This is a genomic window from Bradyrhizobium sp. CCBAU 51627 (assembly GCF_028128765.1).
Lineage (GTDB): Bacteria > Pseudomonadota > Alphaproteobacteria > Rhizobiales > Xanthobacteraceae > Bradyrhizobium.
This window is the reverse complement of the sequence record NZ_LBJG01000079.1, coordinates 1-21,831: the sequence shown is the minus strand read 5'-3', so window position 1 is coordinate 21,831 and position 21,831 is coordinate 1. Positions and strand designations below refer to the sequence as shown.

Annotated in this window: 22 protein-coding genes and 1 pseudogene; 8 read left to right on the top strand and 15 right to left on the bottom strand. The window is 61.0% G+C overall.

The annotated features are described in order from the left end of the window. The 9 genes from XH88_RS27805 to XH88_RS27765 form a co-directional block, all read right to left on the bottom strand. On the bottom strand, window positions 1-507 hold the full coding sequence (locus XH88_RS27805; RefSeq protein ID WP_271671414.1) for an A24 family peptidase: 507 nt from the start codon (window positions 505-507) through the stop codon (window positions 1-3). Window positions 508-571: 64 nt separating this feature from the next. After that, window positions 572-787, bottom strand: a complete 216-nt coding sequence (locus tag XH88_RS27800; RefSeq protein WP_333909269.1) for a Flp family type IVb pilin — start codon at window positions 785-787, stop codon at window positions 572-574. 68 nt (window positions 788-855) lie between these two features. Beyond that, the gene (locus XH88_RS27795; protein WP_271671413.1) at window positions 856-1,068 is read right to left on the bottom strand and encodes a Flp family type IVb pilin; all 213 of its coding nucleotides are present in this window, start codon (window positions 1,066-1,068) and stop codon (window positions 856-858) included. A 409-nt stretch (window positions 1,069-1,477) separates the two neighbouring features. After that, window positions 1,478-2,365 (bottom strand): branched-chain amino acid aminotransferase, encoded by an 888-nt coding sequence (locus XH88_RS27790; protein ID WP_271671412.1) that lies wholly within the window; start codon window positions 2,363-2,365, stop codon window positions 1,478-1,480. Between the two features lie 28 nt (window positions 2,366-2,393). After that, on the bottom strand, window positions 2,394-3,254 hold the full coding sequence (locus XH88_RS27785; protein ID WP_271671454.1) for an acyl-CoA acyltransferase: 861 nt from the start codon (window positions 3,252-3,254) through the stop codon (window positions 2,394-2,396). Window positions 3,255-3,265: 11 nt separating this feature from the next. After that, the gene (gene metA, locus XH88_RS27780) at window positions 3,266-4,423 is read right to left on the bottom strand and encodes a homoserine O-succinyltransferase MetA (RefSeq protein WP_271671411.1); all 1,158 of its coding nucleotides are present in this window, start codon (window positions 4,421-4,423) and stop codon (window positions 3,266-3,268) included. 27 nt (window positions 4,424-4,450) lie between these two features. Then, on the bottom strand, window positions 4,451-5,725 hold the full coding sequence (locus tag XH88_RS27775; protein WP_271671410.1) for an O-acetylhomoserine aminocarboxypropyltransferase/cysteine synthase family protein: 1,275 nt from the start codon (window positions 5,723-5,725) through the stop codon (window positions 4,451-4,453). An 83-nt stretch (window positions 5,726-5,808) separates the two neighbouring features. Then, window positions 5,809-6,762 carry an amino acid--[acyl-carrier-protein] ligase gene (locus XH88_RS27770; protein ID WP_271671409.1) on the bottom strand — a complete coding sequence of 318 codons (954 nt, stop codon included), beginning with the start codon at window positions 6,760-6,762 and terminating at the stop codon, window positions 5,809-5,811. A gap of 31 nt (window positions 6,763-6,793) precedes the next feature. Further along, window positions 6,794-8,020, bottom strand: coding sequence for an acyl-CoA dehydrogenase family protein (locus XH88_RS27765; protein WP_271671408.1), 1,227 nt, complete (start codon window positions 8,018-8,020; stop codon window positions 6,794-6,796). A gap of 213 nt (window positions 8,021-8,233) precedes the next feature. On the opposite strand from XH88_RS27765, the gene XH88_RS27760 reads away from it, so the two are divergent. The 5 genes from XH88_RS27760 (at window position 8,234) to XH88_RS27740 (ending at window position 12,775) form a co-directional block, all read left to right on the top strand. Continuing rightward, window positions 8,234-8,503, top strand: a complete 270-nt coding sequence (locus XH88_RS27760) for a phosphopantetheine-binding protein (protein WP_271671407.1) — start codon at window positions 8,234-8,236, stop codon at window positions 8,501-8,503. Between the two features lie 86 nt (window positions 8,504-8,589). After that, window positions 8,590-10,407, top strand: a complete 1,818-nt coding sequence (locus tag XH88_RS27755) for a long-chain-acyl-CoA synthetase (protein ID WP_271671453.1) — start codon at window positions 8,590-8,592, stop codon at window positions 10,405-10,407. A gap of 32 nt (window positions 10,408-10,439) precedes the next feature. Further along, window positions 10,440-10,685 (top strand): acyl carrier protein, encoded by a 246-nt coding sequence (locus XH88_RS27750; protein WP_271671406.1) that lies wholly within the window; start codon window positions 10,440-10,442, stop codon window positions 10,683-10,685. Next, window positions 10,672-12,057: an AMP-binding protein gene (locus XH88_RS27745; RefSeq protein WP_442868483.1), complete on the top strand. Its 1,386-nt coding sequence runs from the start codon at window positions 10,672-10,674 to the stop codon at window positions 12,055-12,057. Before XH88_RS27750 ends, XH88_RS27745 begins: the two co-directional genes overlap by 14 nt. Beyond that, window positions 12,050-12,775, top strand: coding sequence for an SDR family NAD(P)-dependent oxidoreductase (locus XH88_RS27740; RefSeq protein ID WP_271671405.1), 726 nt, complete (start codon window positions 12,050-12,052; stop codon window positions 12,773-12,775). Before XH88_RS27745 ends, XH88_RS27740 begins: the two co-directional genes overlap by 8 nt. Before the next feature lie 24 nt (window positions 12,776-12,799). Here the strand turns inward: XH88_RS27740 and XH88_RS27735 are convergent, their stop codons facing one another. Both XH88_RS27735 and XH88_RS27730 read right to left on the bottom strand, forming a co-directional pair. Continuing rightward, window positions 12,800-13,066, bottom strand: coding sequence for a hypothetical protein (locus XH88_RS27735; protein WP_271671404.1), 267 nt, complete (start codon window positions 13,064-13,066; stop codon window positions 12,800-12,802). 364 nt (window positions 13,067-13,430) lie between these two features. After that, complete coding sequence (locus XH88_RS27730; protein WP_271671403.1) at window positions 13,431-14,105, bottom strand: LuxR C-terminal-related transcriptional regulator; 675 nt, start codon at window positions 14,103-14,105, stop codon at window positions 13,431-13,433. A gap of 675 nt (window positions 14,106-14,780) precedes the next feature. Between XH88_RS27730 and XH88_RS27725 the strand changes: the two genes are divergently transcribed. Continuing rightward, window positions 14,781-15,728: a LuxR C-terminal-related transcriptional regulator gene (locus XH88_RS27725; RefSeq protein ID WP_271671402.1), complete on the top strand. Its 948-nt coding sequence runs from the start codon at window positions 14,781-14,783 to the stop codon at window positions 15,726-15,728. 242 nt (window positions 15,729-15,970) lie between these two features. Then, window positions 15,971-16,228 carry a hypothetical protein gene (locus XH88_RS27720; protein ID WP_271671401.1) on the top strand — a complete coding sequence of 86 codons (258 nt, stop codon included), beginning with the start codon at window positions 15,971-15,973 and terminating at the stop codon, window positions 16,226-16,228. A 589-nt stretch (window positions 16,229-16,817) separates the two neighbouring features. Here the strand turns inward: XH88_RS27720 and XH88_RS27715 are convergent. Continuing rightward, window positions 16,818-17,669: a polysaccharide lyase gene (locus XH88_RS27715; RefSeq protein ID WP_271671400.1), complete on the bottom strand. Its 852-nt coding sequence runs from the start codon at window positions 17,667-17,669 to the stop codon at window positions 16,818-16,820. A gap of 933 nt (window positions 17,670-18,602) precedes the next feature. Here XH88_RS27715 and XH88_RS27705 point away from each other — a divergent pair. Then, window positions 18,603-19,718 (top strand): Wzz/FepE/Etk N-terminal domain-containing protein, encoded by a 1,116-nt coding sequence (locus XH88_RS27705; protein WP_271671399.1) that lies wholly within the window; start codon window positions 18,603-18,605, stop codon window positions 19,716-19,718. A 164-nt stretch (window positions 19,719-19,882) separates the two neighbouring features. Here XH88_RS27705 and XH88_RS27700 read toward each other — a convergent pair whose 3' ends face one another. The 3 genes and pseudogenes from XH88_RS27700 to tnpC (XH88_RS27690) form a co-directional block, all read right to left on the bottom strand. Then, entirely contained in the window at window positions 19,883-20,284 is a 402-nt protein-coding gene (locus tag XH88_RS27700; protein ID WP_271671398.1) for a DUF3024 domain-containing protein, read from the bottom strand. Further along, window positions 20,268-20,911 (bottom strand): annotated as a pseudogene (gene tnpC, locus XH88_RS27695) (IS66 family transposase); the annotation flags it as partial. The gene XH88_RS27700 and the pseudogene tnpC (XH88_RS27695), both read right to left, overlap by 17 nt. 19 nt (window positions 20,912-20,930) lie before the next feature. Then, the coding region (gene tnpC / locus XH88_RS27690; protein WP_442868482.1) for an IS66 family transposase at window positions 20,931-21,831 on the bottom strand (901 nt) is incomplete at its 5' end.

The following is a 21,831-nucleotide window of genomic DNA, read 5'->3' as shown; positions in this document are numbered from 1 at the left end:
TCAGAATCCTTTGCTCAAAATGGTCCAGATGCCGCCGCACGCTATTGCGACACCATAAGGCAGGGGCGCATGCCGCAAATGACGCCAGCGCTCGACCGCATAGACGCGGCGTACAAGCGACGATCCGGCGGGCGCCAGCGACGGATATGGCAGGAGGCGCATCATCAGATGCATCAATGCGAGCACGCCGCCGGCCATCGCGGTGGTGCTCAACAACTGGATGACACCCGACAACGGAAGACCGACCGCCAGGGCCGTCAGCAGCTTGACATCGCCGCCACCGATCCATCCCCGCGCATAGATGGCAAACAGCAGCAGAAACAGGATCGCAGCGACGATCAGCGATTCCGCAACGTGCATCGGGCTGGTCAGCTGACCGGCAATCCCCAGAAGCGCCAGAGCCAGGCAGATCTCATTGCTGATCAACCGTGTCGCGACATCGATCGTTGCGACGTACAGCAACAGGAGAATTTCCAGAAACGCGATTGTGGGAACGATCCAGCTCATGGAAATGGACGCCTGAAACTCAAGAAGCTGAGGGGGGCACAACCGGGCGCCCCCCTTTTCGGAATTAACCGGCCGCGACCGCGGTCGTGAGAGCCGTGCTGATCGCGCTGATGGCGGTGGTGAGCGCCGTCTGAAGAGCCCCGCCATTGCCGAAGACAATGGAGATCACGGCGATGATGCAGGCCGCGACGATGAGATATTCGAACGACACCACACCGTCTCGGTCCGCGTGCAGACGCTTCAAGGCGTCCGTAGTCTTGATGCAATGCTCCAACAACATGGGAAGATCCCTTCTTGAATATCCCTTCTTGGAGAGCGAAGGCACATCCCTGTGCCTCCCCCTGGGGATTAGCCGGCCGCGACGGCCGTAGTGAGAGCCGTGCTGATCGCGCCGATGGCGGTGGTCAGCGCCGTCTGAAGAGCGCCGCCCTTGCCGAACGCGACGGAAACGACGGCGATGATGCAAGCCGCGACGATGAGATATTCGAACGACACCACGCCGTCCCGATCCGAACCCAGACGCTTCAACGCTTCCTTGGTCTGACGGTAGTATTTCAACATCGGAGAATCCCTTCCTTTGGGGTGAAAGACATCGCAACGTTCGTTGGCTAGAAAACCCCTGCCGCCAACAACGATCCCCTTATAAGCTCTCACTCAAGCGTTGCGCGCGCTCCATAGAGTGTAGATGCGGATCAAAGGGATTACCCCTCGCACGATTAACCATTTCGTTTACTGCGCAACGCGCGACGACGCGCTGGCGCTTCCTCTCAACCATCGTGAGCCGACGGCGCGCAGGGCTGTCGCCTGGAAGAACGTGTACGCGAGATGAATGCCGATGAGCTCCACCGATCGGTAGAACCGACCAAATGCTGATCTTGGATAGCTACGACGTTGGCTAGTGGGCCGCGCCGGGATGGCCGATCGCTCTCACTTCACGTGCAGCACAGATTATCGCCACCGGCACACCCGGTCACGCCGCGAGCTTCTCTCCGTGTGCGAAATCCCAATACAGCTTTCGTGCGCGCGCAAAGAAGCGACCGGGCGTGAGATGCCGGTCGTCGATCCGGATCACGGGCGCGACCTTGGCGAAGTTTCCGGTCGAGAAGATCTCGTCCGACGTGACGAAATCGGAATAACGCAGCGTGGCCTCCATCACGGTGACGCCGTCGCCGCGCAAAAGATCAATCACGCGCTGCCGCGTGATTCCGTTCAGGAAGGTGCCGTTCGGCGCCGGCGTATACACGACGCCCGCCTTCGCCATGAACACGTTGGAATTGCCGAACTCGGCGACGTTGCCGAGCATGTCCAGCATCAGGCAATTCTGGAAGCCGCGCGAAGCGGCCTCCATGAGCGCACGGGAGCTGTTCGGGTAGAGACAGGAGGCCTTGACATCGGCTGGAGCGCATTCGGCGGTGGGCCTGCGGAACGGCGACAGCGTGATTGCGCTGCCGACGGGTTGCGGGATGGGCGACTCGTAGATGCAGAGGCACCAGTCCGTCGTTTCCGGATCGAACAGCACACCGCCGCCGACGCCGTTCTGCGGCCAGTACATCGGACGGATGTAGAGTTCGGCATTGGCGGAAAAACGGGCGATACCTTCACGCGCCAGTCCGAGCCACGTGTCGAGATCGACTACCGGTTTGAGCCCGAAGTTGAGCGCCGATTGGTTGACACGGGCGCAGTGACGATCGAGGTCGGGGGTCACGCCCTCGAAGGCGCGCCCACCATCGAAGATGGTCGAGGCGAGCCAGAGCCCATGGGTGCGCGGCCCCATGATCGGCACGTTGCCCTCGTGCCACTCACCTCGGAAGAATGTCCATGTCCTCGAATGGCGGACGGAAATGGTATTGGGAGCCATGACGAACCTCCATTCCGGGATGACCGGGTTATGGTCCGTAGATCACGAGTTCGGAATCCGACAGATCGGCAAGCCGGGGGCAATGCGGCCCCTTGAAGTATTTGCAGCCGATCGGCTCCCTGTAGAAGCCGACCAGGCCACGCACGGGACCATTTGCGTCGAGCGCAATCGATAGTCGGCCGCGCCACAGCAAGAAGCGGCCAATAGCGCCGGCGCACACGATATAATCGGCCACATCCGGGCAATAGATCATCTGCATCGCCGGCAGCCTCATGCGAGCGACGCGCATCGGCTGCAGGACGAACGGAAAGGCGCGGCCATCGGCGGCGCGGCAAACCAAGCTGAGGCAGCCGTAGGCCGCGTGACGTGCAAGCAGCGCAGCGTCCGCCTCGGGCAAGCCTCCGAGCCCCTGGGCGTCCTGCCCGACGACTTCGACACGCATGGCCTTGGCCGGTCGCGACATCGCCGGAAGCGAGAAGAACAAGCCGCCGCAGTAGCGACGGAACCCCTGCGCTTCGATGGTGCGCCAGGTCCATTGCGCCGGACTGATATTGACGTAAGTGACGTCCTCATGGCGCTGCGCGACCTTGGTCAGCATTGGCGCAAAACTGCGAAAGGCAGGTTCCACATACCAGCTCGAGAGATTGCAGCGGATGGAGGTGCGGCCGTCATCGTTCCGGGTGGTGTGGATCAGCAGCAGAGCGCCGACAGGCATCCGGTCATGCTCGAGCATGTAGCCAAAGCGCGGGAAACTGTCGGGTATCTCACGCACGGCCAGGCGCCGGAGCCCGTCGATCCAATAGTCGCGCGAGCGGATCGGAAAGCCGCGTGCCAGAAGATCGGCGATGGCGTCAAGATCGGCTATTGCTATCTCGCGGCATCGGATCATGACCCGAACGCTCACTCATAATATCCGGGCCGCTTATTGCTCCCGGTCAGATTTGGCCAGCGCGCCGGACGCGCGGACCGAGCGGCAACCAGCTTGCGTCCATGGCGACGCGCCGAAATTCCGGACGCGGAGAGAGGCCCCTCTCGCGCTCCCAACGGCTTTGAGCGTCGCGCTCGCTCCGACACCATGTACTGCAACCAATTCCGGTATATGCGCCTGGCCGGCATGCACCAAACGTTGCTCAGATCCCTCGCCGCTTGATCGGCCGGAAACTCGGCGAAAAGCTCTGGGCGTCTGCAGGAAAGGGCTTCCTGCCGGAAAGCGACCAGCATCCCTTCTGCTTCGCGGTCCAGATAACCCGTTGGTATCGTCGGACAAACGTCATTCTCTCCCCGGAGGAAACGGCCCATGTCCCTTCTATATTCGCCCAACAGGGTCCGGGTTTCATATTCCGGGTGGCCCTGGAAATGGACAAATAGGCTCTTCTTCTGGTGCTTGACGAAGCAGTCGACGCCAGCCACCGCAGACCAGGTGAGAACGGAATATCCGCAGCTCTCAAGAGCTTCCTCCTGCACCTCGTTCCAGCGCGCATGCGGTATTCTGAACGTCGCCGGAACGTCGTGCATCAGGGGATGATTTTGCGTCTTCGTTTGCGCGAAGACACCGATGCATTTGGCGGGCAGCTTGTGGCGCGCAACGCCGTCCAGGTGCAGGACCACGCCATGGACGGCCAGACAGGAAAACACCGACGACAAGGTATTCTCCCTGGCCCAGTCGGCGATCTCCGTGAAGGTGTCCCAATATGGCTCTTCCGTCAGGCTGGCGGCTCTTGGTTCGGCGCCGGTCACGATGATCCCGTCCAACCTCCGGCCCAGCAGATCGCTGATGCCATGGTAGTATCGACGTACGTAATCGCGCCCCCATTCCGAACGGGGAGTCGTCTCCATCGTGTAGAGATGCAGCCTGACGAAGAGTCGCCCGGCCGCCGCGTCGAGCAGATCGAACAGCTGACGCTCAGTCGATATCAAGGCTGCATCCGACATGTTGTTGATGAGGCCGATGTCGAGGCACTCCCGGTTTGCCGGCGGCGCCATCGCGGCGCCGCCTCCATTCCGCCCTCGCAGGAGCAGGTGATGGTCGTCGCAGTCGGTATCAATTAGGACTGGCATCGGAATGCCTTCGCAGTTGACGCAAAATCAGTTCGCTGCATTGAGCGCCTGATCTAGGTCGGTGACGATATCGTCGATGTGCTCGATTCCGACGCTCAGCCTGATCATCTCGGGCCGCACGCCGGCCTTGTTCTGTTCTTCGGCAGACATTTGCCGGTGGGTGGTGGATGCGGGATGGCAGGCGAGCGACTTCGCATCGCCAATATTGACCAGTCGCTTGCAGAGCTTCAGCGCGTCGTAAAACCGCTTGCCCGCCTCGAAGCCTCCTGCCACGCCAAACGTCAGGAGCGAGCACGCTCGCCCGCCCAGATATTTCTGTGTCAGCGTGTAATAGGGGCTGTCGTGGAAGCCCGCATAATTCACCCAGGCGACGCGGCGATCATCGCGCAGAAATCGCGCGACCTTCTCGCCGTTCTCGACGTGCCGCTCGACTCGCAGCGCGACAGTTTCGATGCCCTGGAGCAGCAGGAAGGCATTCACCGGCGCCAAGATAGCGCCGCTGTTTCTCATGGAGACGGCTCGGCATCGCGCGATATAGGCGGCGGCCCCGTAGCGTTCGGTAAAGACCAGCCCGTGATAGGATTTCTCCGGTTCGCTCATCATCGCAAAGCGCCGGCCTTGCGCCGCCCACGGGAATTTGCCGCCATCGACGATGATTCCGCCGAGCGTTGTGCCATGCCCACCCATGAACTTTGTCAGGGACTCCACCACGACATCCGCGCCGTACTCGATGGGCCGAAGTAGAATTGGCGTCGCCACCGTGTTGTCGACGATCAGCGGCACACCGTGGCTATGGGCGACTTCGGCCATCGCTGCGACGTCGCAGACGTTTCCGGCCGGATTTCCGACGCTCTCGCAGAACACCGCCCGCGTATCGCCGTCGATCAGTTTTTCCACGCTCGCTGGTCGGTCGTCTTCCGAAAAACGGACCGTAATGCCCTGTCTCGGCAGGATGTGCGCGAACAACGTGTGCGTGGTGCCGTAGAGCTGCGGGACCGAGACGATGTTGGTGCCCATTTCCGCGATATTGATCACTGCGTAGTTCACCGCGGCCTGACCGCAGGCTACACTGAGCGCTCCGATGCCCCCCTCCAGAGCCGCGACACGATCCTCCAGCACCGCGTTGGTCGGATTGCCGATCCGGGTATAGCGGAACCCATCCACTTCCAGATTGAAGAGCGCGGCTCCGTGATCGGCGCTGTCGAAAGCATACGAAGCGGTCTGGTAGATCGGCACGGCAACCGCCTTGGTGACCGGATCTTCCCTAAAGCCGCCGTGGATGGCGATGGTCTCTCTTCTCATGGATGCGGGCCCTTCGGCTCTTCGATCCCGGGCGATCTCGGGATGTCCCTGGCGCATCGCACGTCCTCCAATTCCTGCACCGCCTACTGACCGTCGGGCGCGAAACCAAGCAGATTGCGCACCGCGCTCGGCCAGCGGCCGGTGTTTGCGCCATGTGTGTGGAACATGGCGACGGCGAGACGATCCATTCCGAACGCCACGCAGGCGGTATGGGCCGGCTCGCCAGCCGCGTCCACGATGCCCCAGGCGTCACCGAAATGTTCGCGGTGATAGTTAAAGCTCATGCAGGCCGTCGGCCGCTCCTCGGAGCGCAGCGGCACCAGCAGTTCGAACTTCAGCGACAGTTGCTTCTGGCTCAAGGCCATCATCTGACCGACCCGGCCGAAGAACGGATCGCTGGCGTCATCGACCCTGAAGGTCAGCCCGAGTTCGCGCGCGATCTCCTGCGCCCGCGCGATCCAGCGCTCCCGGAACGCGAAGGCCTGATCAGGGCTGCCGATGCAGACGAACTCACGCATCCTGAACGATTGTAGCCGGTCGAGATGGTGCGACGGCTCGCGGCGGAAGCAATCGGCGGCGACGTCGAAACGCCAACCGCCCGCGGGCACAGGGCCACGGCTCGCTGCGATCGGATAGACGGGATAGCAGGCTGCCGGCGACAACACGAGGTCGGCCGGCGAAAGCGACTGCGTCCAGTCGCCGCCCGCCTCGAAGCGGCTGACCGCGGCGTGGATCTCGCTATCCGTCCCGTGCAAGCCGCAAACGCACCCCAGAAGGTTCGGAAAGCTTTTCAGATAGCCCGACCTCTCCAGCTGCGCGCGATTCATGACGGGCGGGAAGCGCATCACCTCGGTGTTCGCTTCACGATGCCGCGAGATCAGCGCTGCAAGCCGCTCGACGACGTCTTCATAGAGCGCGGTGCGGCCATAGACCCCCGGAGAGCCCATCTGGTGAAACAACAAATCGGCAAGGTGGTCCAACGGATCGGACGGATGCGAAGCGGCTTCCGTCGGCACTGCAAAGCTGGCCACGTTCATATCGAGCCCCATTCCTTTCGAGGATCACATATCAATCGCGCAGGGACTCCGGGACGGCGCTGATCAGCGTAGCGGTACCCATGCTGGCCAGGATGCGATCATTGTTGATCATGATTGGCGCGGAAAGCACGTCACGCAGGTGGCGACCGACACTGACGTCGGTATCGTTGCGATAACCGGACAGGCCGCAGGCACGCATCGCGTGCATGACGGCCGTGACCGCGAGCTCGGAGGCCTCCACCTTGAGAAGATTGATCGAGGACTGGAAGTCGACCGACGACAACGCGCGCTCGTCCCGTTCGCTTGTTTCATAGAATTGAAGATTCGCGGCAATGATGGCGCGCAGTTTCGTCAGCGTCATTCTTGCGGCGGTGAAATGCGCAGCTCCGGGAGGCATATTGCCACCCGCCCCGCGCGCCGCCTTGCGGATGAAGAGCTGCGCTCGGTCCGCCGCCGCAGCCGCAATCCCGGCCCAGACCGAGGACCAGCACAGATGGGCAACGGGCGTCATCGTCTGCGCATGGATCTTTTCATATGCGACGGGGAATATCTGGTCCGCAGTGCCTCTGAAATTCAGCTTGAAGCCCGCGCTGCAGGTCCCGCGCATGCCAAGCGTCTCCCAGGCAAGAGTGGGCTCGAGCGTATAGTCGTCGCGGGTGATGGCCAGCAGCACCTGATCGGATCCGGCGGAAGAGTCGGAACGGCGGGCGACGGTGACGATGCCGTCCGCCTCGGCTCCGTATGAAATCACCGTCGCGTCGCGCACCAGCGCGATCTCCTCGCCAGCGCGCGCCACTGCGGCCGAGCTGAAACGTATGTTTCCGCCGTTCTGGCCTTCCGTCGTCGACGACGCCAGCAGCAGCTGTTGAGCCGCCACGCGGCGCATGAGACCTTCGTGCCAGGCGCTGCCCCCGCCGTGGTGAACCAGACACGCGATCTTGGTCTGATGCATCGCGAAGATCATCCCGACCGAGGCGCAGGCGCGGCCGAGCGCGTAACACATCTCCGTGACCTCGGAGATGGTTGCACCGTCTCCGCCGAACTCGATCGGAATCTGAGCGCCCAGAAGTCTCTCCTTGCGCGCGGCGTCGATCGCCTTGCGCGGGAAGCGCGCCTCGCGATCGACCGCCTCGGCCTCCGCCGCAGCGACCTCCGCGACCTTTGCCGTTCGCTCCCGGAACGAGGGGCCGTCGGCAGGGAATGCCGCTCGGCCGATTTCCGTGGCGAGGTTGCGAAACTGGACTTCCTGCACGCTCATGAGCCAGAGCCTCCCAGTTCTTGGTTGGACGGCGAGATCCCGAGAACTAGCCGACTTCTCCGTGCGCGTCGTTGGCGCAGAAGTGGGTGTCAGGGAACTTCTACTCCCGAGTGAGGTACCTCCGAAGCGGAGCTGTTGACCGGAGCAGCAGTTGGGTATCGTCGCCTCGACTGCGATTGTGTTCACGCCCGATCACGGCGAGGAGCAGCCGAGATGCACGACCTTACCGCCAACATTCAGAGCCGGGTTCTCTCCGTCGTCAGGAGCATTCTTCGGCAGAACGAGATCACCGCCGACGTCCATCCGGAATCGCGGCTGGTGGATATCGGGCTGAGCTCGATGGGCATGGTCGAACTGATGCTCAAGGTTGAAGCCGAGTTCGATCTCATTCTTCCCCAATTCGCGATCACACCCGAGAATTTTCAATCGGTAAGGACGATGGAGCGGATGATACGCAACCAGCTCGGACCCGGATCGGGATGAAGCCAGCTGAACCGAGATTCCGCTTCGACAACCCAGCGGGCGCCATCCACAATGATTGCAAGGTCGCGCTGACCACGACCTCGCCGATGCGCGGACACTCTGCCGCCAAAACCGCTGCAGCCAAGACCTCTCCAGCCAAGACCTCTCCAGCCAAGACCTGGCTGCAAGCCATCGCGCTGACCGCGCGGCTCGAAACCCGGCCGCATCGGTTGTTCGCCGACATCGTGGAAGAATGGGCGCAACGCCAGCCCAGCCGACCTGCCCTGCTCTCGAACGGCGAGACCCTCACCTATGGAGAGCTTATCGCCCGGATCAACCGGTATGCGCGCTGGGCGCGGCGCCTCGGCCTGGATGCCGGCCGCACCGTCTGTCTGCTGATGCCAAACCGGCCGGACTACCTCGCCTGCTGGCTCGGCATCAGCAGGGTCGGCGGGACGGTGGCACTAATCAACACCAGGCTGGTTGGCCAGTCGCTCGCTCACTGCATCGACGTCGCGGATGCCGATCACATCATCATTGCAGGCGATTGCGTAGACGCGTTCGAGAGCGCGCGTCCGCACCTGCGCCGCGTGCCGCAGAGCTGGAGTCTTGGCGCCGGCACCTCCGGCGGCGATCTAGAAGCGGCGCTCGCCGCCTGCGAGCCAGGTCCACTGTCCTCCGCCGAGCTCGGCGACGTCACGATCGATGGCCGCGCGCTCCTCATCTACACTTCGGGTACGACGGGATTACCAAAGGCGGCAAACGTCAGTCACCGGCGCATTCTCACCTGGGGCGGATGGTTTGCCGGACTGACGGACGCCTCCATCGACGATCGCCTCTATGATTGCCTGCCGCTTCACCACTCTGTAGGCGGCGTCGCAGCGCCCTGTAGCATGCTCTGCGCAGGCGGGTCGGTCGTGATCGCGGAGAAATTCTCGGCCAGCAGCTTCTGGGACGACATCGTGCGTTTCGACTGCACCGTCTTCCAATATATTGGCGAGCTCTGCCGCTATTTGGTCAGGGCGCCAGCGTCCGAACCAGAGGTGCGACACCGACTGCGGCTGGCTGTCGGTAACGGATTGCGCGGCGACATCTGGCAGGCGTTCGCCGGCCGGTTCGCGATACCGCATATCCTCGAATTCTACGCCGCGACCGAGGGCAATTTTTCGCTGTTCAACGTCGAAGGAAAACCCGGCGCGATCGGCCGGATTCCGCCAGTGCTGGCGCATCGCTTCCCTGTCGCGATCGTCAAGGTCGATGCCGATAGTGGCAGCCTACTGCGTAACGACGCAGGGCTCGGTATCGCCTGCGCCCCCGGCGAGACCGGCGAGGCTCTCGGGCGCATTGGCGGTGCAAACCGCGACGGCGCGCCTTTCGAGGGCTACACGGATCCGGCCGAGACCGAGAAGAAGATTCTGCGCGACGTCTTCGCCGCGGGCGATGCCTGGTTCCGCACCGGAGATCTGATGCTGCGCGACACGCAGGGCTATCTGCACTTCGTCGATCGCGTCGGAGACACCTTCCGCTGGAAGGGCGAGAACGTCTCGACCAGCGAAGTGAACGACGCAATAAGGGAATGCCCCGGCGTTCTCGACGCCTCGACCTATGGAGTTGCGGTATCCGGGGCCGATGGCCGCGCCGGCATGGCCGCCCTGGTGGTGGATCAGGGTTTCGATTTCGGGATGTTCGGGAAACACCTTTCGCGCCGGCTTCCTCCCTATGCGATTCCAGCCTTTGTCAGATTGTGCCGGGCGCTCGAGGCGACCGACACTTTCAAGCAGAAGAAGCAGCAGCTGATCCGCGAGGGATTCGATCCTTCGGTCGTGGACGACCCGTTGTTCCTGCTGGATCCAGCAACCGGCGACTATCGCTCGATCGACCCGAGCGTCTACGCACGCATCATTGAGAGTGAAATCAAGCTCTAACCTCGGCCCGGAGCCGAAATGTGAGGTGAACCATGTCGGTCAAGTCGAAGATTTTCGCCGCGATGAAGCAGATCGCCGAGGAGCAGAAGGTCACGCTTCCCCCGCTTGAGGACGATCTGCCACTGAACGAAACCGGGTTCGATTCCCTGGCATTCGCAATCCTGGTTGCGCGCCTGGAGGACGAGCTCGGTGTCGATCCCTTCACCGTTGCCGAGGACGCAGCCTTCCCGTCCACCCTCGGCGAATTTGTCCGAGCTTATGAGAATGTCCCCGCCTGAAATCATCGCGCTGCGCCAATATCTCGGCGAGGGACCGACGGATCGCACGATCTCCGACGCCCGGCACAGCTTATCGCTGACCGAGATCATCCAGCACAGCTGCCTGACTGATGCGTCCTGCGAGCTGCCCGGCCGCTCGGTCCTGCTCGCGACGTCGGGACAGTTGCTGTCCGCGCTTGCAATGATCGAACTCGACGGCGTCGCCCGCCGCATGCTTCTTTGCCCGCCCGATCTCGATTGGGACCGCCTGCAGGTCCTGCTCCAACAGGCCGAGATCGACACCATCGTCACCGATCGGTCGTTACTCCGATGTCGAGCTGACAAGTACGCCCTTGTCGGCATCGACCTAGCCGAACGAAGGGCCGTGCGATGGAAGGCTGAGCGCGCGACCGAGTGGCTGATGTTGACCTCGGGGACGTCGGGGCTGCCGAAGATTGTCCGACATACGCTCGATGGACTTGCCGGCGCGATCCTCGCCGACGGGCCCACGCGCTATCGAAACGCGACCTGGGCCACGTTCTACGACATCCGCCGCTACGGCGGCCTGCAAATCTTCCTGCGCGCCGTGATCGGCGGCGGATCGATGGTGCTTTCGGAGCCCGGGGAAGCCATCGCGGCCCATGTGGCGCGGCTGCGCGCGGGCGGTGTCACCCACATCTCCGGGACACCGTCGCACTGGCGCAAGTTCCTGATGAGCGGCGCATCCGCCGACTTCGCCCCGCACTATGTCCGCCTGTCGGGTGAAATCGCCGACCAAGCCGTGCTCGACGGCCTGGCCCGGAGATTTCCACGCGCGTCGATCGGGCACGCCTATGCCTCGACCGAGGCCGGCGTCGGCTTCAGTGTCGACGACGGGCGCGAAGGTTTTCCAGCCCACCTGATCGGGCGGAATCGCGACGGCGTCGAGATGAAGGTGGTCGACGGCTCCCTACGGATCCGTTCCCTGCGTACCGCGCGCGGCTATGTCGGCGCCGAGGCGCCGCCGCTTTCCGACACCGAGGGATACGTCGATACCGGCGACATGGTCGAACTGCGCGGCGAACGATACCACTTCGTCGGTCGGCGAGGCGGAATCATCAACGTCGGCGGATTGAAGGTGCATCCGGAAGAGATAGAGGCCGTGATCAACCGGCACGCCTGCGTCCGGATGTCGCGCGCGCGATCGCGGCCGAGCCCGATCACCGGCGCGATCGTCGTCGCCGATGTCATCCTCGCCGACGGCACCGATCGAGAGCGCCACGGGGCGATCCGCGCCGAGATCCTCAGCCAGTGCAAGGATTGCCTGGCGGTGTGGAAGGTACCGGCGGTGATCCGTTTCGTCGAGCGGCTCGAGGTTACCGCAGCCGGTAAACTGGCGCGAATCGATGCGTAACGTCCTCATCACCGGCGGAAGCCGCGGTATCGGTCTTGCCATTGCACGCAGGCTCGCCGCGTCCGGTGACTACAATGCAGTCGCGGTAGCGCGCCGCGAGAGCGGGGAGCTTGCGGCGGCAATTCGAGAAGCAAAACAGCGCCTGCATTTCCGCGCTTGCGACCTTGCGGTAACCGAAGCAACCTCGCTCTTCGCGCGATCAGTGCGCGACGAATTCGGCCCGATCTACGGCCTCGTCAACAATGCCGGCATCGGCACCGATGGGTTGCTGGCAACCATGCACAATTCCGAAATCGAGACCTTGATCCGTCTGAACGTCTTGTCGCCGATTATCCTGACCAAGTATGTGGCACGCCAGATGATGGCGGACGGTGCGGGGCGGATTGTCAATATTTCCTCTATCGTCGCCTCGACCGGCTACAACGGTCTGTCCGTGTATGCCGCGTCCAAGGCCGCGATGGTCGGCTTCACCCGTTCGCTGGCGCGAGAAGTCGGCCGGGTCGGCATCACGGTGAACGCGGTCGCGCCCGGCTTCGTCGACACGGAACTAACGAAGTCCCTTGACGAGAAAGACCGTCGACGCATCGTCGGCCGTAGCGCATTGCGCCACCTCCCCGGCGTCGACGACGTCGCTTCCGTAGTCGAGTTCCTTCTCGGCGAAGGCGGCCGAAACATCACCGGCACAGTGGTGACGGTCGACGCTGGGAGCACTGCCTGACCGTCGCCAGGCGCATCCTTCATCTCAGTGCGACTTCAGCGCAGGCTCCTTCAGAACCTCAAGCATCGTATTACAGGCTTCCTCGGCCTCGGCGAAAGTCGCAAATGCGGAGCCGCCGATCTTGATCGCGCCGCTGCTCCGATAGAGCTCCCGCCACGACGCCACATAACCGGCACGTCCATGAAAGCCGGGACCAGCAGGGGTCTCATACGTGATCACAAAAGAAAAGCCGTCGCAGGCCGCGCTCCAAATTTCCATGTCATCGATGGCACGATGAAACTGAAGGGACATCAAGTGCGCCCGCTTACGTGCTTCGGCTCAAGCACAGAATTCAACCACAGAATTTAGTCCTGCCTGCAGGTCCGCCCGTGGCGAAGCGGCCCTGACCATGGGGGGGCAGCAGGGGGGCCAGGGCCGCCGCTCCAGATGTGCCTAGATCTATTCGGCACATCTCTGCGATCGCATCTGGTGCCGTTCGCTGTCGCCCGCGACTACCTTTTACCTGAAACGGACAAACCGCGATGGACCCAGAGCCGCAGATGACGCATGAATACACCTCCCGGCCGATCTTTTGGCTGCGATTTTGGATCAGCCGCCTACCCCGACGGACTACCTCACGGCGCCTCCGGTTCAACCCGGTCACGCACGTCGTGCATTACTTGCCGGTCTCGTCCGGAATGCGGTCTTTCTCCCGCGGGCCAGTCGCGCGATCTTGTTGGGAGATGGCGAGAGCTGCCAGCACCGTCCGATTGCTGATCTCAAGCTTCTGGAAGATATTGTGCAGGTGCACCTTGATGGTGCCGTCGGCAATGTTCAGCCGCCGCCCGATCTCCTTATTCGACAATCCTTCGGAGACGAGACGCATGATCTGACGCTCGCGATCCGTGAGACCAGTCAACGCGTTCTCCGTGTCGTGCTCGCGCGACACGATCGACCCGGATGGGCCCGCCGGCAACAGGTTGCGATTGTTGGCGAGGTGTCGCAAGGACTGCACCAGCGCTTCGGGCTCCATGTCCTTCAGAACGATGCTACAGGTCATGGGCGTCGCCGCGAGCACTAGTTCACAATCTTCACTCGCAGCGAAAAATACCAAATGAGTCGAACGATTTTCTGAATTGACAGCCGAGAGAATTTTCAGCGCACCGAAATCAGGCATTGCGGGATCGATAATCGCGATATCGGGCGCAAGGTTTCGGATCGCATCGATACAGCCGACGGGGTCGCTACAGGATGCGACAATATTGAAATCAGCTAAGGCGCCGAGCACGTTTCTCAGCCCCTGCAAAACCACCGGATGCCGGTCTGCAATGACTACACTGGTTCGTCGCATTGGGTGTTCCTCAGCCTGTCACCCCAAAAAGATGAACTCCATGTCCCCGTCACTATTCGCACCACCTATAAATTCATCCGAAATTTCCAATAAAACAAGCGACGCTGTTCTCGCAACGCAATCCCTACATGCTTAACCTATATGCTTAGAGTTAACAGCAACGCTGCTCCATCTGCTTTCATACAGCAATTTCGTGCGGCAAACGCCCGTAAGAACCCGGTGATCCGACCGTGACGCAGCGACACCCCCGAATTCTTAACTGACCCACGCCTTCGATATTTCCGCAACGTTCGATATGGCCCGCGCCATCCAGTCGCTTGGCGAATGTGTTCGCCCAAACGTGGCACCGTCGAACAAAAACGCCGACAGGTTATTCAACGTGAACGAGATAAAGTGACATTATTCACGCAGAGACTGCGAAAAAAGCGGTTCTGAGGCACCCGAATCTTGCGGGTATACGCGAGGTCGATCCTATAACGAACGATATATAGGGCGATCGAGAATTCGCATCTAACATTCATCAATGCTTAAGCAACTTCGATCAACTGCCGCCAACGTTCGGCAGGACACAAAAGAAGGATCTCGATCGAAGTAACTCGATGTTTTTAAGGACTGTAAGCTCAGGGAGAACACCAATTTAGCATCCACGACGCGTTCGCCTGCCGAAAGACAAAATTGGGTTCACCCATCCGTCGCTGTTTTGTTGTGTCATTGCGTAGGCTGGAGGGTAAAATGCGGAGGCAGCAAGCATACGGAACGGTTCTTATTGGAAAGAACGTTCTGACGAGGGAAGGTATCGCTAGAATATTACAAGCAGCTAATTTCCGTATCGCAGCATCAGTATCGAGCCTCGCCGAGTTGCCAAGCTCGTTACAAGAAGAACAACTCATGTTCCTCATCGTCCAGACCGGCGATGACCTCGATCTCACGAAAGATCAGATCGGACATGTGAAAGAGCAGCATCCCGACGCGCGCGTCGCGATCATTTCGGACAACTATCGGCCCGTCGAGCTCGCTTCCGCATTTCGCGCCGGCGCCAACGGATACTTCGTCAACGTCATTTCCTGCGACGCCTTCATCAAGTCCGTCGAGCTGGTCACGATGGGCGAGACCGTCTTCCCACCGGCATTTCTCTCGTTCGCTCTCGACGGTGGCCGCGACCGCGAACCGTCCTTCAACGAAACCGATCACGTGATCCACGTCTCGTCAGAGGACACGATCTCGCCGCAGCTCTCGCCGCGCGAGAAGGCAATTCTATCCTGCCTTATCGAAGGCGATTCCAACAAATGCATCGCCCGAAAGATCGATATCGCCGAAGCGACCGTGAAGGTGCACGTCAAGGCGATCCTGCGCAAGATCCGGGTTCAGAACCGGACGCAAGCGGCGATCTGGGGAATGAACCACGGGTCGCAGGTACGAGGGGCGAGCGGTCGCGCGCTCACAGCCGTCGATCCCGGCTGGGGGATCGCGAAGCCTATCGATGTGATCTCCGAGATAGAGCACATCAACGAGCCGGCGACATTGGTCCCCCAGTCCAATCACGTCGCGGTCCCCCCTATCGACGGTCGACTCCGCAAGGGCGTGGACCGCGGGGCTCGCGCCGCGGCACGGCTCTACAAGTAGGCACGAGGACCCGGGAACGACTGCCGTCGCGCGAACGATCCGATCGCCGAGCAAGGCTGCGACACTTGCGCCGACTTCTCCGACGTCTAGGACGTGCCTGCTGCGATCTCGCGTGAATGGCACGCGAGATCGCAGCAGGCACCTTCCTCGGGTTGACGAGGCGCAGCGTGAAGAGCCGGTCTTTTTTTCGCTCCCGCAGCGATTCATGCTTGTACCTCGTCAACGGCAAAAGAAGGTAACTGATGATCCTGCGCGCGGCCGGTCGTGGTCTCGACCGTCACCGCCATGCCGGGGCCGAGCCTGACGAGCTTGACCTCAACTTCCAAATCCGCGCCGCGTTTCGGCTCGCTGCTGCCTTGCCCGTGCCCGACGTGCGGTCGCCCGCCCCGCCGTCTATCGCGCGTGACAGCGTCCGTCGACACGTTGACCATGTGCCGATGGAGAAGCCCGTAGCGCGTGAAGTTGAAGGTATCTTGATCTACGCCTTTTGTCCCGGATGAAGGAACCGATGTCGGGGCTGGAGAGCATGACCTCAATCTCGAGTTGAGCCTGACGATGGCCAGCGCCTGCGCCGGCGTTACCACGCCTCCCACCGTGAACGACGAGCTGTTGCACGACGCCGTCGACCGGCGCAGTGGGCTGCTGGAGTTTTGTGCGCCGCTTCATCTTGGATGGGGTTCCGGCCCGAGCCGATTCCTCTCTGATGAACGTCGGCCACAACGAAAGCCGCGAGGACACGGGCACAGGTGTTGATTTCACGGCAGCAAATTTCATTCGCTTTGCAAGTTTGGCTCCGCCGTTTGGCGTACAAAGGTAGCTCGTGCACGCACAAAACCAAGCCGTTAACCATCAGAGATTGTAGTGGCCCTAACTCAAGCCGCGCCCAAATCGACGGGCGCCAATCTTGGTTGAAGCGAAGCCGAACGCACTCCTCGACTTCGTCTACGATCAGTCACTGGATGAAAAGTCAGTGGCAGGTCAGAAACAAAGAAGGGCCGCTCTTCCATCTTGGATGGCGGTACTCCTCACCCGGAGGTCCACTCAAACCCACAGCTTGCCTGAAATCGCCAACAGAATTCTGTCAGCAGCTCAACGCTCGCGAGCAAAAACGTCCGTAAAAAAAACTTCCCTGGTTTTGAATTCAGGAGGCGCGCTTAAGTCTATCCAAGTCGGAGCATAGGCTCCAAACTCAAGGTAGGGCGCAAATAAATTGTTGTAACAGTTCGGGCCGTGCTTCTGGAAAACTAAGTTGCCGTCCTTTTCGACCTCGACAATCCCATCCTCATCGAGCGACCACTTGGTACGAAAAACCCAACTGGTCCACTTTCCACGTTCGAACGGCTGTGACCAGGACTTAACATAACGAATGTCCCCTTTCCGATCGAACCACGTTGGCACCTGCCCCCAAGCTGTCTTAAGAACCCAGCTATTGTCGACCAAGCTCAATTCCAGCGGAGGAACCAGCCCCCCCTCACCTTTCCAACGGTCTGGCGTGTTGTGCATCTGCGTCACCACAACCTGATTATTATCGGACTGCCAATCCGGTGGCACGAAAATCTTCAATCCATACTCATAAAGTCGATGAAACTCTGTCGGCTTCAATCGGAATTCGGATCGATGACTCCCCCTAACGATGGGGTCATCGAAGTTTATCTCGAATCGCGCCGCGTTCTTAGAATCCCAGCTGGGAGCGTCAACGACCACTGCCGACCTACTACAGCAAACTTGTTTGGAAAAGCCTTTCCATTGTGAAAAATCGCGGGTTGCAAAATCATCGTACAGGGGGATGCTCCTCGTCATGAAAATGCTGCAAAATAAAAAAACGGCCTCAAGAGCAAATGGAATTAGTACACAAAGGACTATGCCGGTGGTCACCAGCGTGATAGAGGAAATCCTGCGCGTGCCATACCTCAAGCTCGCCTGACTCGACGCTTGATCCATAGCATTTCTCCCATACGCGACGCTTGATCCATAGCATTTCTCCCATACGCTACGGGAGCGCAAAGGTGGATATCGCAACGCCCGCTCTTCCAGGCGAGGTACCTCCGCCGCTCGGCTTTGCCGATCAGGTCGACCGCCTGCTCCAATGCAGGGCTCGGTCCGCGCGATGCCGTGAACCCGAGCGGAAAGTTGAGCGGCCTCCATCTCGAGCACGTCCTAGGGAAGCTCGACCACGACCGGACCGGGTGTGCCGCCAAGCGCCGTCGAAAACGCGCGCGCCATCATCTCGGGCGCCGTCGCGGCTGAATCGATCCGGGTAGACCATTTGATCTGTCCGCGGAAGACAGAGCGGAACCGCTACCTTCGGAACCCCTTCGGATGATTGGACAATTTTGGCCCGCAGCGCCCAGGCTCAATCCTCCATCGTAGTTACTCCGTCGTATCCAATTCCACCCAATGACTCGAATGCTACTGTCAGGCTCGAGAGTGAAATGGCTGGCTGGGAGTAACCGGTGAGTTATGCGTCCTTTACCAACTCGCCGGCCTGTACCAAGCTTGCGGCACATTCGATTGCAGGCAGGACGATTCCAGCCGACGCCGGCAAGAATCGAATGGCCGCGCTGCTCGCGTTGGCAGGAAGCGCACACGATCCACCGGTGACCCGACTGGGACGCTTCATACGCCATACAATATCGATGACCTCGCGCCGATGTTCAATGTCCTGGTTCGGGTCGCCAGCATCGATGGCGGTTTCTGGCAGCGATGGTCCGTTGTTGCTTGGTCCTGCTTCGCACAGCGTCTCCTGGCCAAGCACCTCATTCCAAAAAGGTTAGTTGCAATGCCTATCGATGCGGCTCCACCATCTTTCGCCACCCGAACTTCTCAGTACACGACTTGAGCGTCGTCCCGAAGCCTCAACTATCAGCAGTGGCAATGAAAATGCTCCAGACCAACAGCACAGAGAATTGGGTAAGTCGCGACAGTATGCCGCCTGATTTTCGCCCGGGGCCAGCCGTCTCACTAGCAGACGCGGTAGCAGTGCTGGCCTTCATCCGACGACATCTAGTGATCATGCTGCTGACGTGTTTGGCGGGGCTTGGCATTGCCATCCTGTACCTCATCATTGTGGTACCGACGTTCACCGCCAAGGCGCAACTCCTCGTAAACTCGAAACTGACCTTCGCGGACGCTGCGGCGCTGTCGACGGTCGTGGAAAGTCAGATCGCAATCATAAAGTCTGAGAGCATCGCTAACGCCGTGATCGAGAAGCTCGGCCTTGCTAAAGACCCGGAATTTGCGACCGGCCAAGGTAGCGGCATGATTTCCCGGCTGCTCGGCTGGAGCAAGCCGATGACGGAGGCTAACGCCGCGCGCTATGCCGTTGAACCGTTCGAACGTAGGCTTTCGGTGAAGCGTGTCGGCCCTACATATCTTGTCGAGATTGCCTTCGATTCCAGAAATCCGGATCGGGCGGCGCAGATTCTAAATGCCGTTGCGGAAAAATACATTGCTCATCAAATGGACAAGGCAAGCCTGCAAGACGAGAAATGGGTTACGGATCGACTGAACGAATTGAGCACTCAGGCATTGGCCGCAGAAGCGGCATTGAGGGATTACGATAGGAACATCAAGACGACAAATGCAGCGGATTCGGCCGATGCTCGCGATAGATTGGCGGCCGCTGCTGAATCGTCAAAAAACGCCTATGATAATTTTCGCCATGTGCTGCGCAAGGCAGAAGCGGCCCAACAACAAGCCCCGCCGGTTTTTGAGGCGAGTCTCATCACCGGAGCGTCGCCTCCTTTGAGGGCTAGCTGGCCAAAACCTAGAATCGTGCTCGGAGTAGCGATCGTTGCAGGCCTGCTTCTTGGGCTCGCTATAGGAATTGTGCGCGATCTGTCTGATCGCATCCGCACCAGCGGACAGACAATTGGTCCAAGCGCAGAGGATGGCAGGATCGAACGACCTCTTCCGAACGGGATTCGACGAGATCATCAACTTGAAGCATCGGCAGAGCCAAAGCCAGTGCGCCTCACGAGTTCGGGGTGAAGACTGCGATCTTCACCGACGATCGGCATCTCCACCACCGCGTGATCGCCCCAAAGAAGCTCTTCTTCGTGCGGGATCCAGCGCCGGTGCCGTGGTCTCCTCGACTACGATCTATCCATCCGGCGGGGACCGCGGGATACTTGCGCCTGCAGAGGTACGGCGGTTCAAATTAGGTGGAGCAATCCGTCGGATCTTAGCGTGTCAATCGCTTCGGCGAGGGTGAGGCCGCGATGCAGGCAGAACCATTCTCCGGTGTGACGGTGCCACTGGATGTCGAAGCGATTACGGCTGATCCAGCCGAGACGGGCGAACGGGGCGTCGAACTCTTCGCCGAGATTCTCCCGGAAGCCGGAGCGGTAGCGTTGAATGAACCGATATTTGGTGCCGTGCCACTTTCCCAGGATGTCGACCGGATAGTTGAACTGCGTCGGCCGGATAGTGGGCAGGAAGCGGGGCTTCAGGAAGTCGTCGATCAGTTTCTGGCAGGCTGCCATCACCGCCGATTTATCTGCCGCGGACAGGCCGCTTCCTCTCATGTGTCCTCTTGGCTCACGCCGCTTCGACATGGCTCGGCATTGGCTTTTGCCAGTTCCAGGGCAGAAGCTCAGCCAGCCTCTGGATAGCATGATCGTTGATGCGCGCCAGCACGTCGGCGAGCCAAGCCCGCGGATCGACGTCGTTGGGCTTGGCGCTCGCAATAAGGGTGTAGATCGCAGCCGCACGGCGACCGCCCTCATCGGAGCCGGCGAAGGTTCAGTTCCTTCTTCCTACGGCGACGGCCCGCAGTTCGCGTTCGGCGGCATTGTTCGACATGCACAAGCGCCCGTCGTCAAGGAAGCGGGTAAATGCATCCCAGCGGCTGAGGCAGTAGTTGATCGCCTTGGTCTTGTCGTTGTTCCTGGAGAGCTTGGCGCGCTGCTCGCGCAGCCACGCTTCCACTCAACGATTAAGGGATGGCTACGCGCCTGGCGCACGCGCAGGCGTTTCTGCGGAGCAAGGCCGTTGATCTCGCGCTCGATGGCGAACAGAACGTCGATGCGCTTGACCGCCTCGGCCGCGATCGGCGCCTTGCTGAGCCGCGCGAGATCAAAGAAATTGCGCCTGCCGTGCGCCCAGCACGCAGCCTCGATGATCGGGCCGCCCTTGCGATTGGCCGTACGCGTCCGGTGATGGCCCCTGGTTAGGTCATCTTGAGCGGATGGCTGACCGCGCTTATGCGGCCTGAGGGACGCTCTGAGGTCGCCAATTCCAGGGCAAGAGTTCGTGGATGCGCTTGGCGGGGTGATCCGGCAGGCGCGCCAGCGTGTCAGCGAGCCAAGCCTGCGGGTCGATGTCATTGAGCTTGGCGGTGGCGATGAGGCTGTAGATGGCAGCCGCACGCCGGCCGCCCTCATCGGATCCGGCGAAGGTCCAATTTTTTCGTCCCACGGCGACAGCCCGTAGCTCACGCTCGGCAGCATTGTTCGACATGCAAAGCCGTCCGTCATCAAGGAAGCGGCTAAATGCATCCCAGCGGCTGAGGCAGTAATTGATCGCCTTAGTCGTGTCGTTGTTCCTGGAGAGCTTGGCGCGCTGCTCGCGCAACCACGACTCCAGCTCGACGATCAGAGGGCGGCTACGCTCCTGGCGCACACGCAAACGCTCCTGCGCAGCAAGACCGTTGATCTCGCGCTCGACGGCGAACAGAACATCGACGCGCCTGACCGCCTCGGCCGCGATCGGCGCCTTGCTGAGCCGCGCGAGGTCAAAGAACTTGCGCCTGCCGTGCGCCCAGCACGCGGCCTCGATGATCGGGCCGCCCTTGCGATTGGCCTCGTAGAGCCTGCCAAAGCCGGCGTAGGCGTCGGCCTGCATCAGTCCGGCATAGCCCGCCAGATGCTGCTCCGGATGCGCACCGCCACGATCGGGCGAGTAGAAGAACACGGCCGCCGGCGGATCTGGGCCGGCAAACGGACGGTCGTCGCGCACATAGGTCCAGAGCCGGCCGGTCCGGGTCTTGCCCTTGGCCAGGACCGGCACCGTGGGGTGAGTAGGCCGGAGGGATTTCACCTCCAGCCTCTCGCAGAACCGGGCGTGAGACTCTCGCCTCACCCGGCTCCCATCAGGCAAGCTT

What these genes read in the sequence shown, in the direction of transcription:
- XH88_RS27805 (WP_271671414.1), bottom strand. Translation starts at nt 507, where the DNA reads ATGAGCTGGATCGTTCCCACAATCGCGTTTCTGGAAATTCTCCTGTTG.
- XH88_RS27800 (WP_333909269.1), bottom strand. Translation starts at nt 787, where the DNA reads ATGTTGTTGGAGCATTGCATCAAGACTACGGACGCCTTGAAGCGTCTG.
- XH88_RS27795 (WP_271671413.1), bottom strand. Translation starts at nt 1,068, where the DNA reads ATGTTGAAATACTACCGTCAGACCAAGGAAGCGTTGAAGCGTCTGGGT.
- XH88_RS27790 (WP_271671412.1), bottom strand. Translation starts at nt 2,365, where the DNA reads ATGGCTCCCAATACCATTTCCGTCCGCCATTCGAGGACATGGACATTC.
- XH88_RS27785 (WP_271671454.1), bottom strand. Translation starts at nt 3,254, where the DNA reads ATGATCCGATGCCGCGAGATAGCAATAGCCGATCTTGACGCCATCGCC.
- metA (WP_271671411.1), bottom strand. Translation starts at nt 4,423, where the DNA reads ATGCCAGTCCTAATTGATACCGACTGCGACGACCATCACCTGCTCCTG.
- XH88_RS27775 (WP_271671410.1), bottom strand. Translation starts at nt 5,725, where the DNA reads ATGAGAAGAGAGACCATCGCCATCCACGGCGGCTTTAGGGAAGATCCG.
- XH88_RS27770 (WP_271671409.1), bottom strand. Translation starts at nt 6,762, where the DNA reads ATGAACGTGGCCAGCTTTGCAGTGCCGACGGAAGCCGCTTCGCATCCG.
- XH88_RS27765 (WP_271671408.1), bottom strand. Translation starts at nt 8,020, where the DNA reads ATGAGCGTGCAGGAAGTCCAGTTTCGCAACCTCGCCACGGAAATCGGC.
- XH88_RS27760 (WP_271671407.1), top strand. Translation starts at nt 8,234, where the DNA reads ATGCACGACCTTACCGCCAACATTCAGAGCCGGGTTCTCTCCGTCGTC.
- XH88_RS27755 (WP_271671453.1), top strand. Translation starts at nt 8,590, where the DNA reads ATGCGCGGACACTCTGCCGCCAAAACCGCTGCAGCCAAGACCTCTCCA.
- XH88_RS27750 (WP_271671406.1), top strand. Translation starts at nt 10,440, where the DNA reads ATGTCGGTCAAGTCGAAGATTTTCGCCGCGATGAAGCAGATCGCCGAG.
- XH88_RS27745 (WP_442868483.1), top strand. Translation starts at nt 10,672, where the DNA reads ATGTCCCCGCCTGAAATCATCGCGCTGCGCCAATATCTCGGCGAGGGA.
- XH88_RS27740 (WP_271671405.1), top strand. Translation starts at nt 12,050, where the DNA reads ATGCGTAACGTCCTCATCACCGGCGGAAGCCGCGGTATCGGTCTTGCC.
- XH88_RS27735 (WP_271671404.1), bottom strand. Translation starts at nt 13,066, where the DNA reads ATGTCCCTTCAGTTTCATCGTGCCATCGATGACATGGAAATTTGGAGC.
- XH88_RS27730 (WP_271671403.1), bottom strand. Translation starts at nt 14,105, where the DNA reads ATGCGACGAACCAGTGTAGTCATTGCAGACCGGCATCCGGTGGTTTTG.
- XH88_RS27720 (WP_271671401.1), top strand. Translation starts at nt 15,971, where the DNA reads ATGATCCTGCGCGCGGCCGGTCGTGGTCTCGACCGTCACCGCCATGCC.
- XH88_RS27715 (WP_271671400.1), bottom strand. Translation starts at nt 17,669, where the DNA reads ATGGATCAAGCGTCGAGTCAGGCGAGCTTGAGGTATGGCACGCGCAGG.
- XH88_RS27705 (WP_271671399.1), top strand. Translation starts at nt 18,603, where the DNA reads ATGAAAATGCTCCAGACCAACAGCACAGAGAATTGGGTAAGTCGCGAC.
- XH88_RS27700 (WP_271671398.1), bottom strand. Translation starts at nt 20,284, where the DNA reads ATGTCGAAGCGGCGTGAGCCAAGAGGACACATGAGAGGAAGCGGCCTG.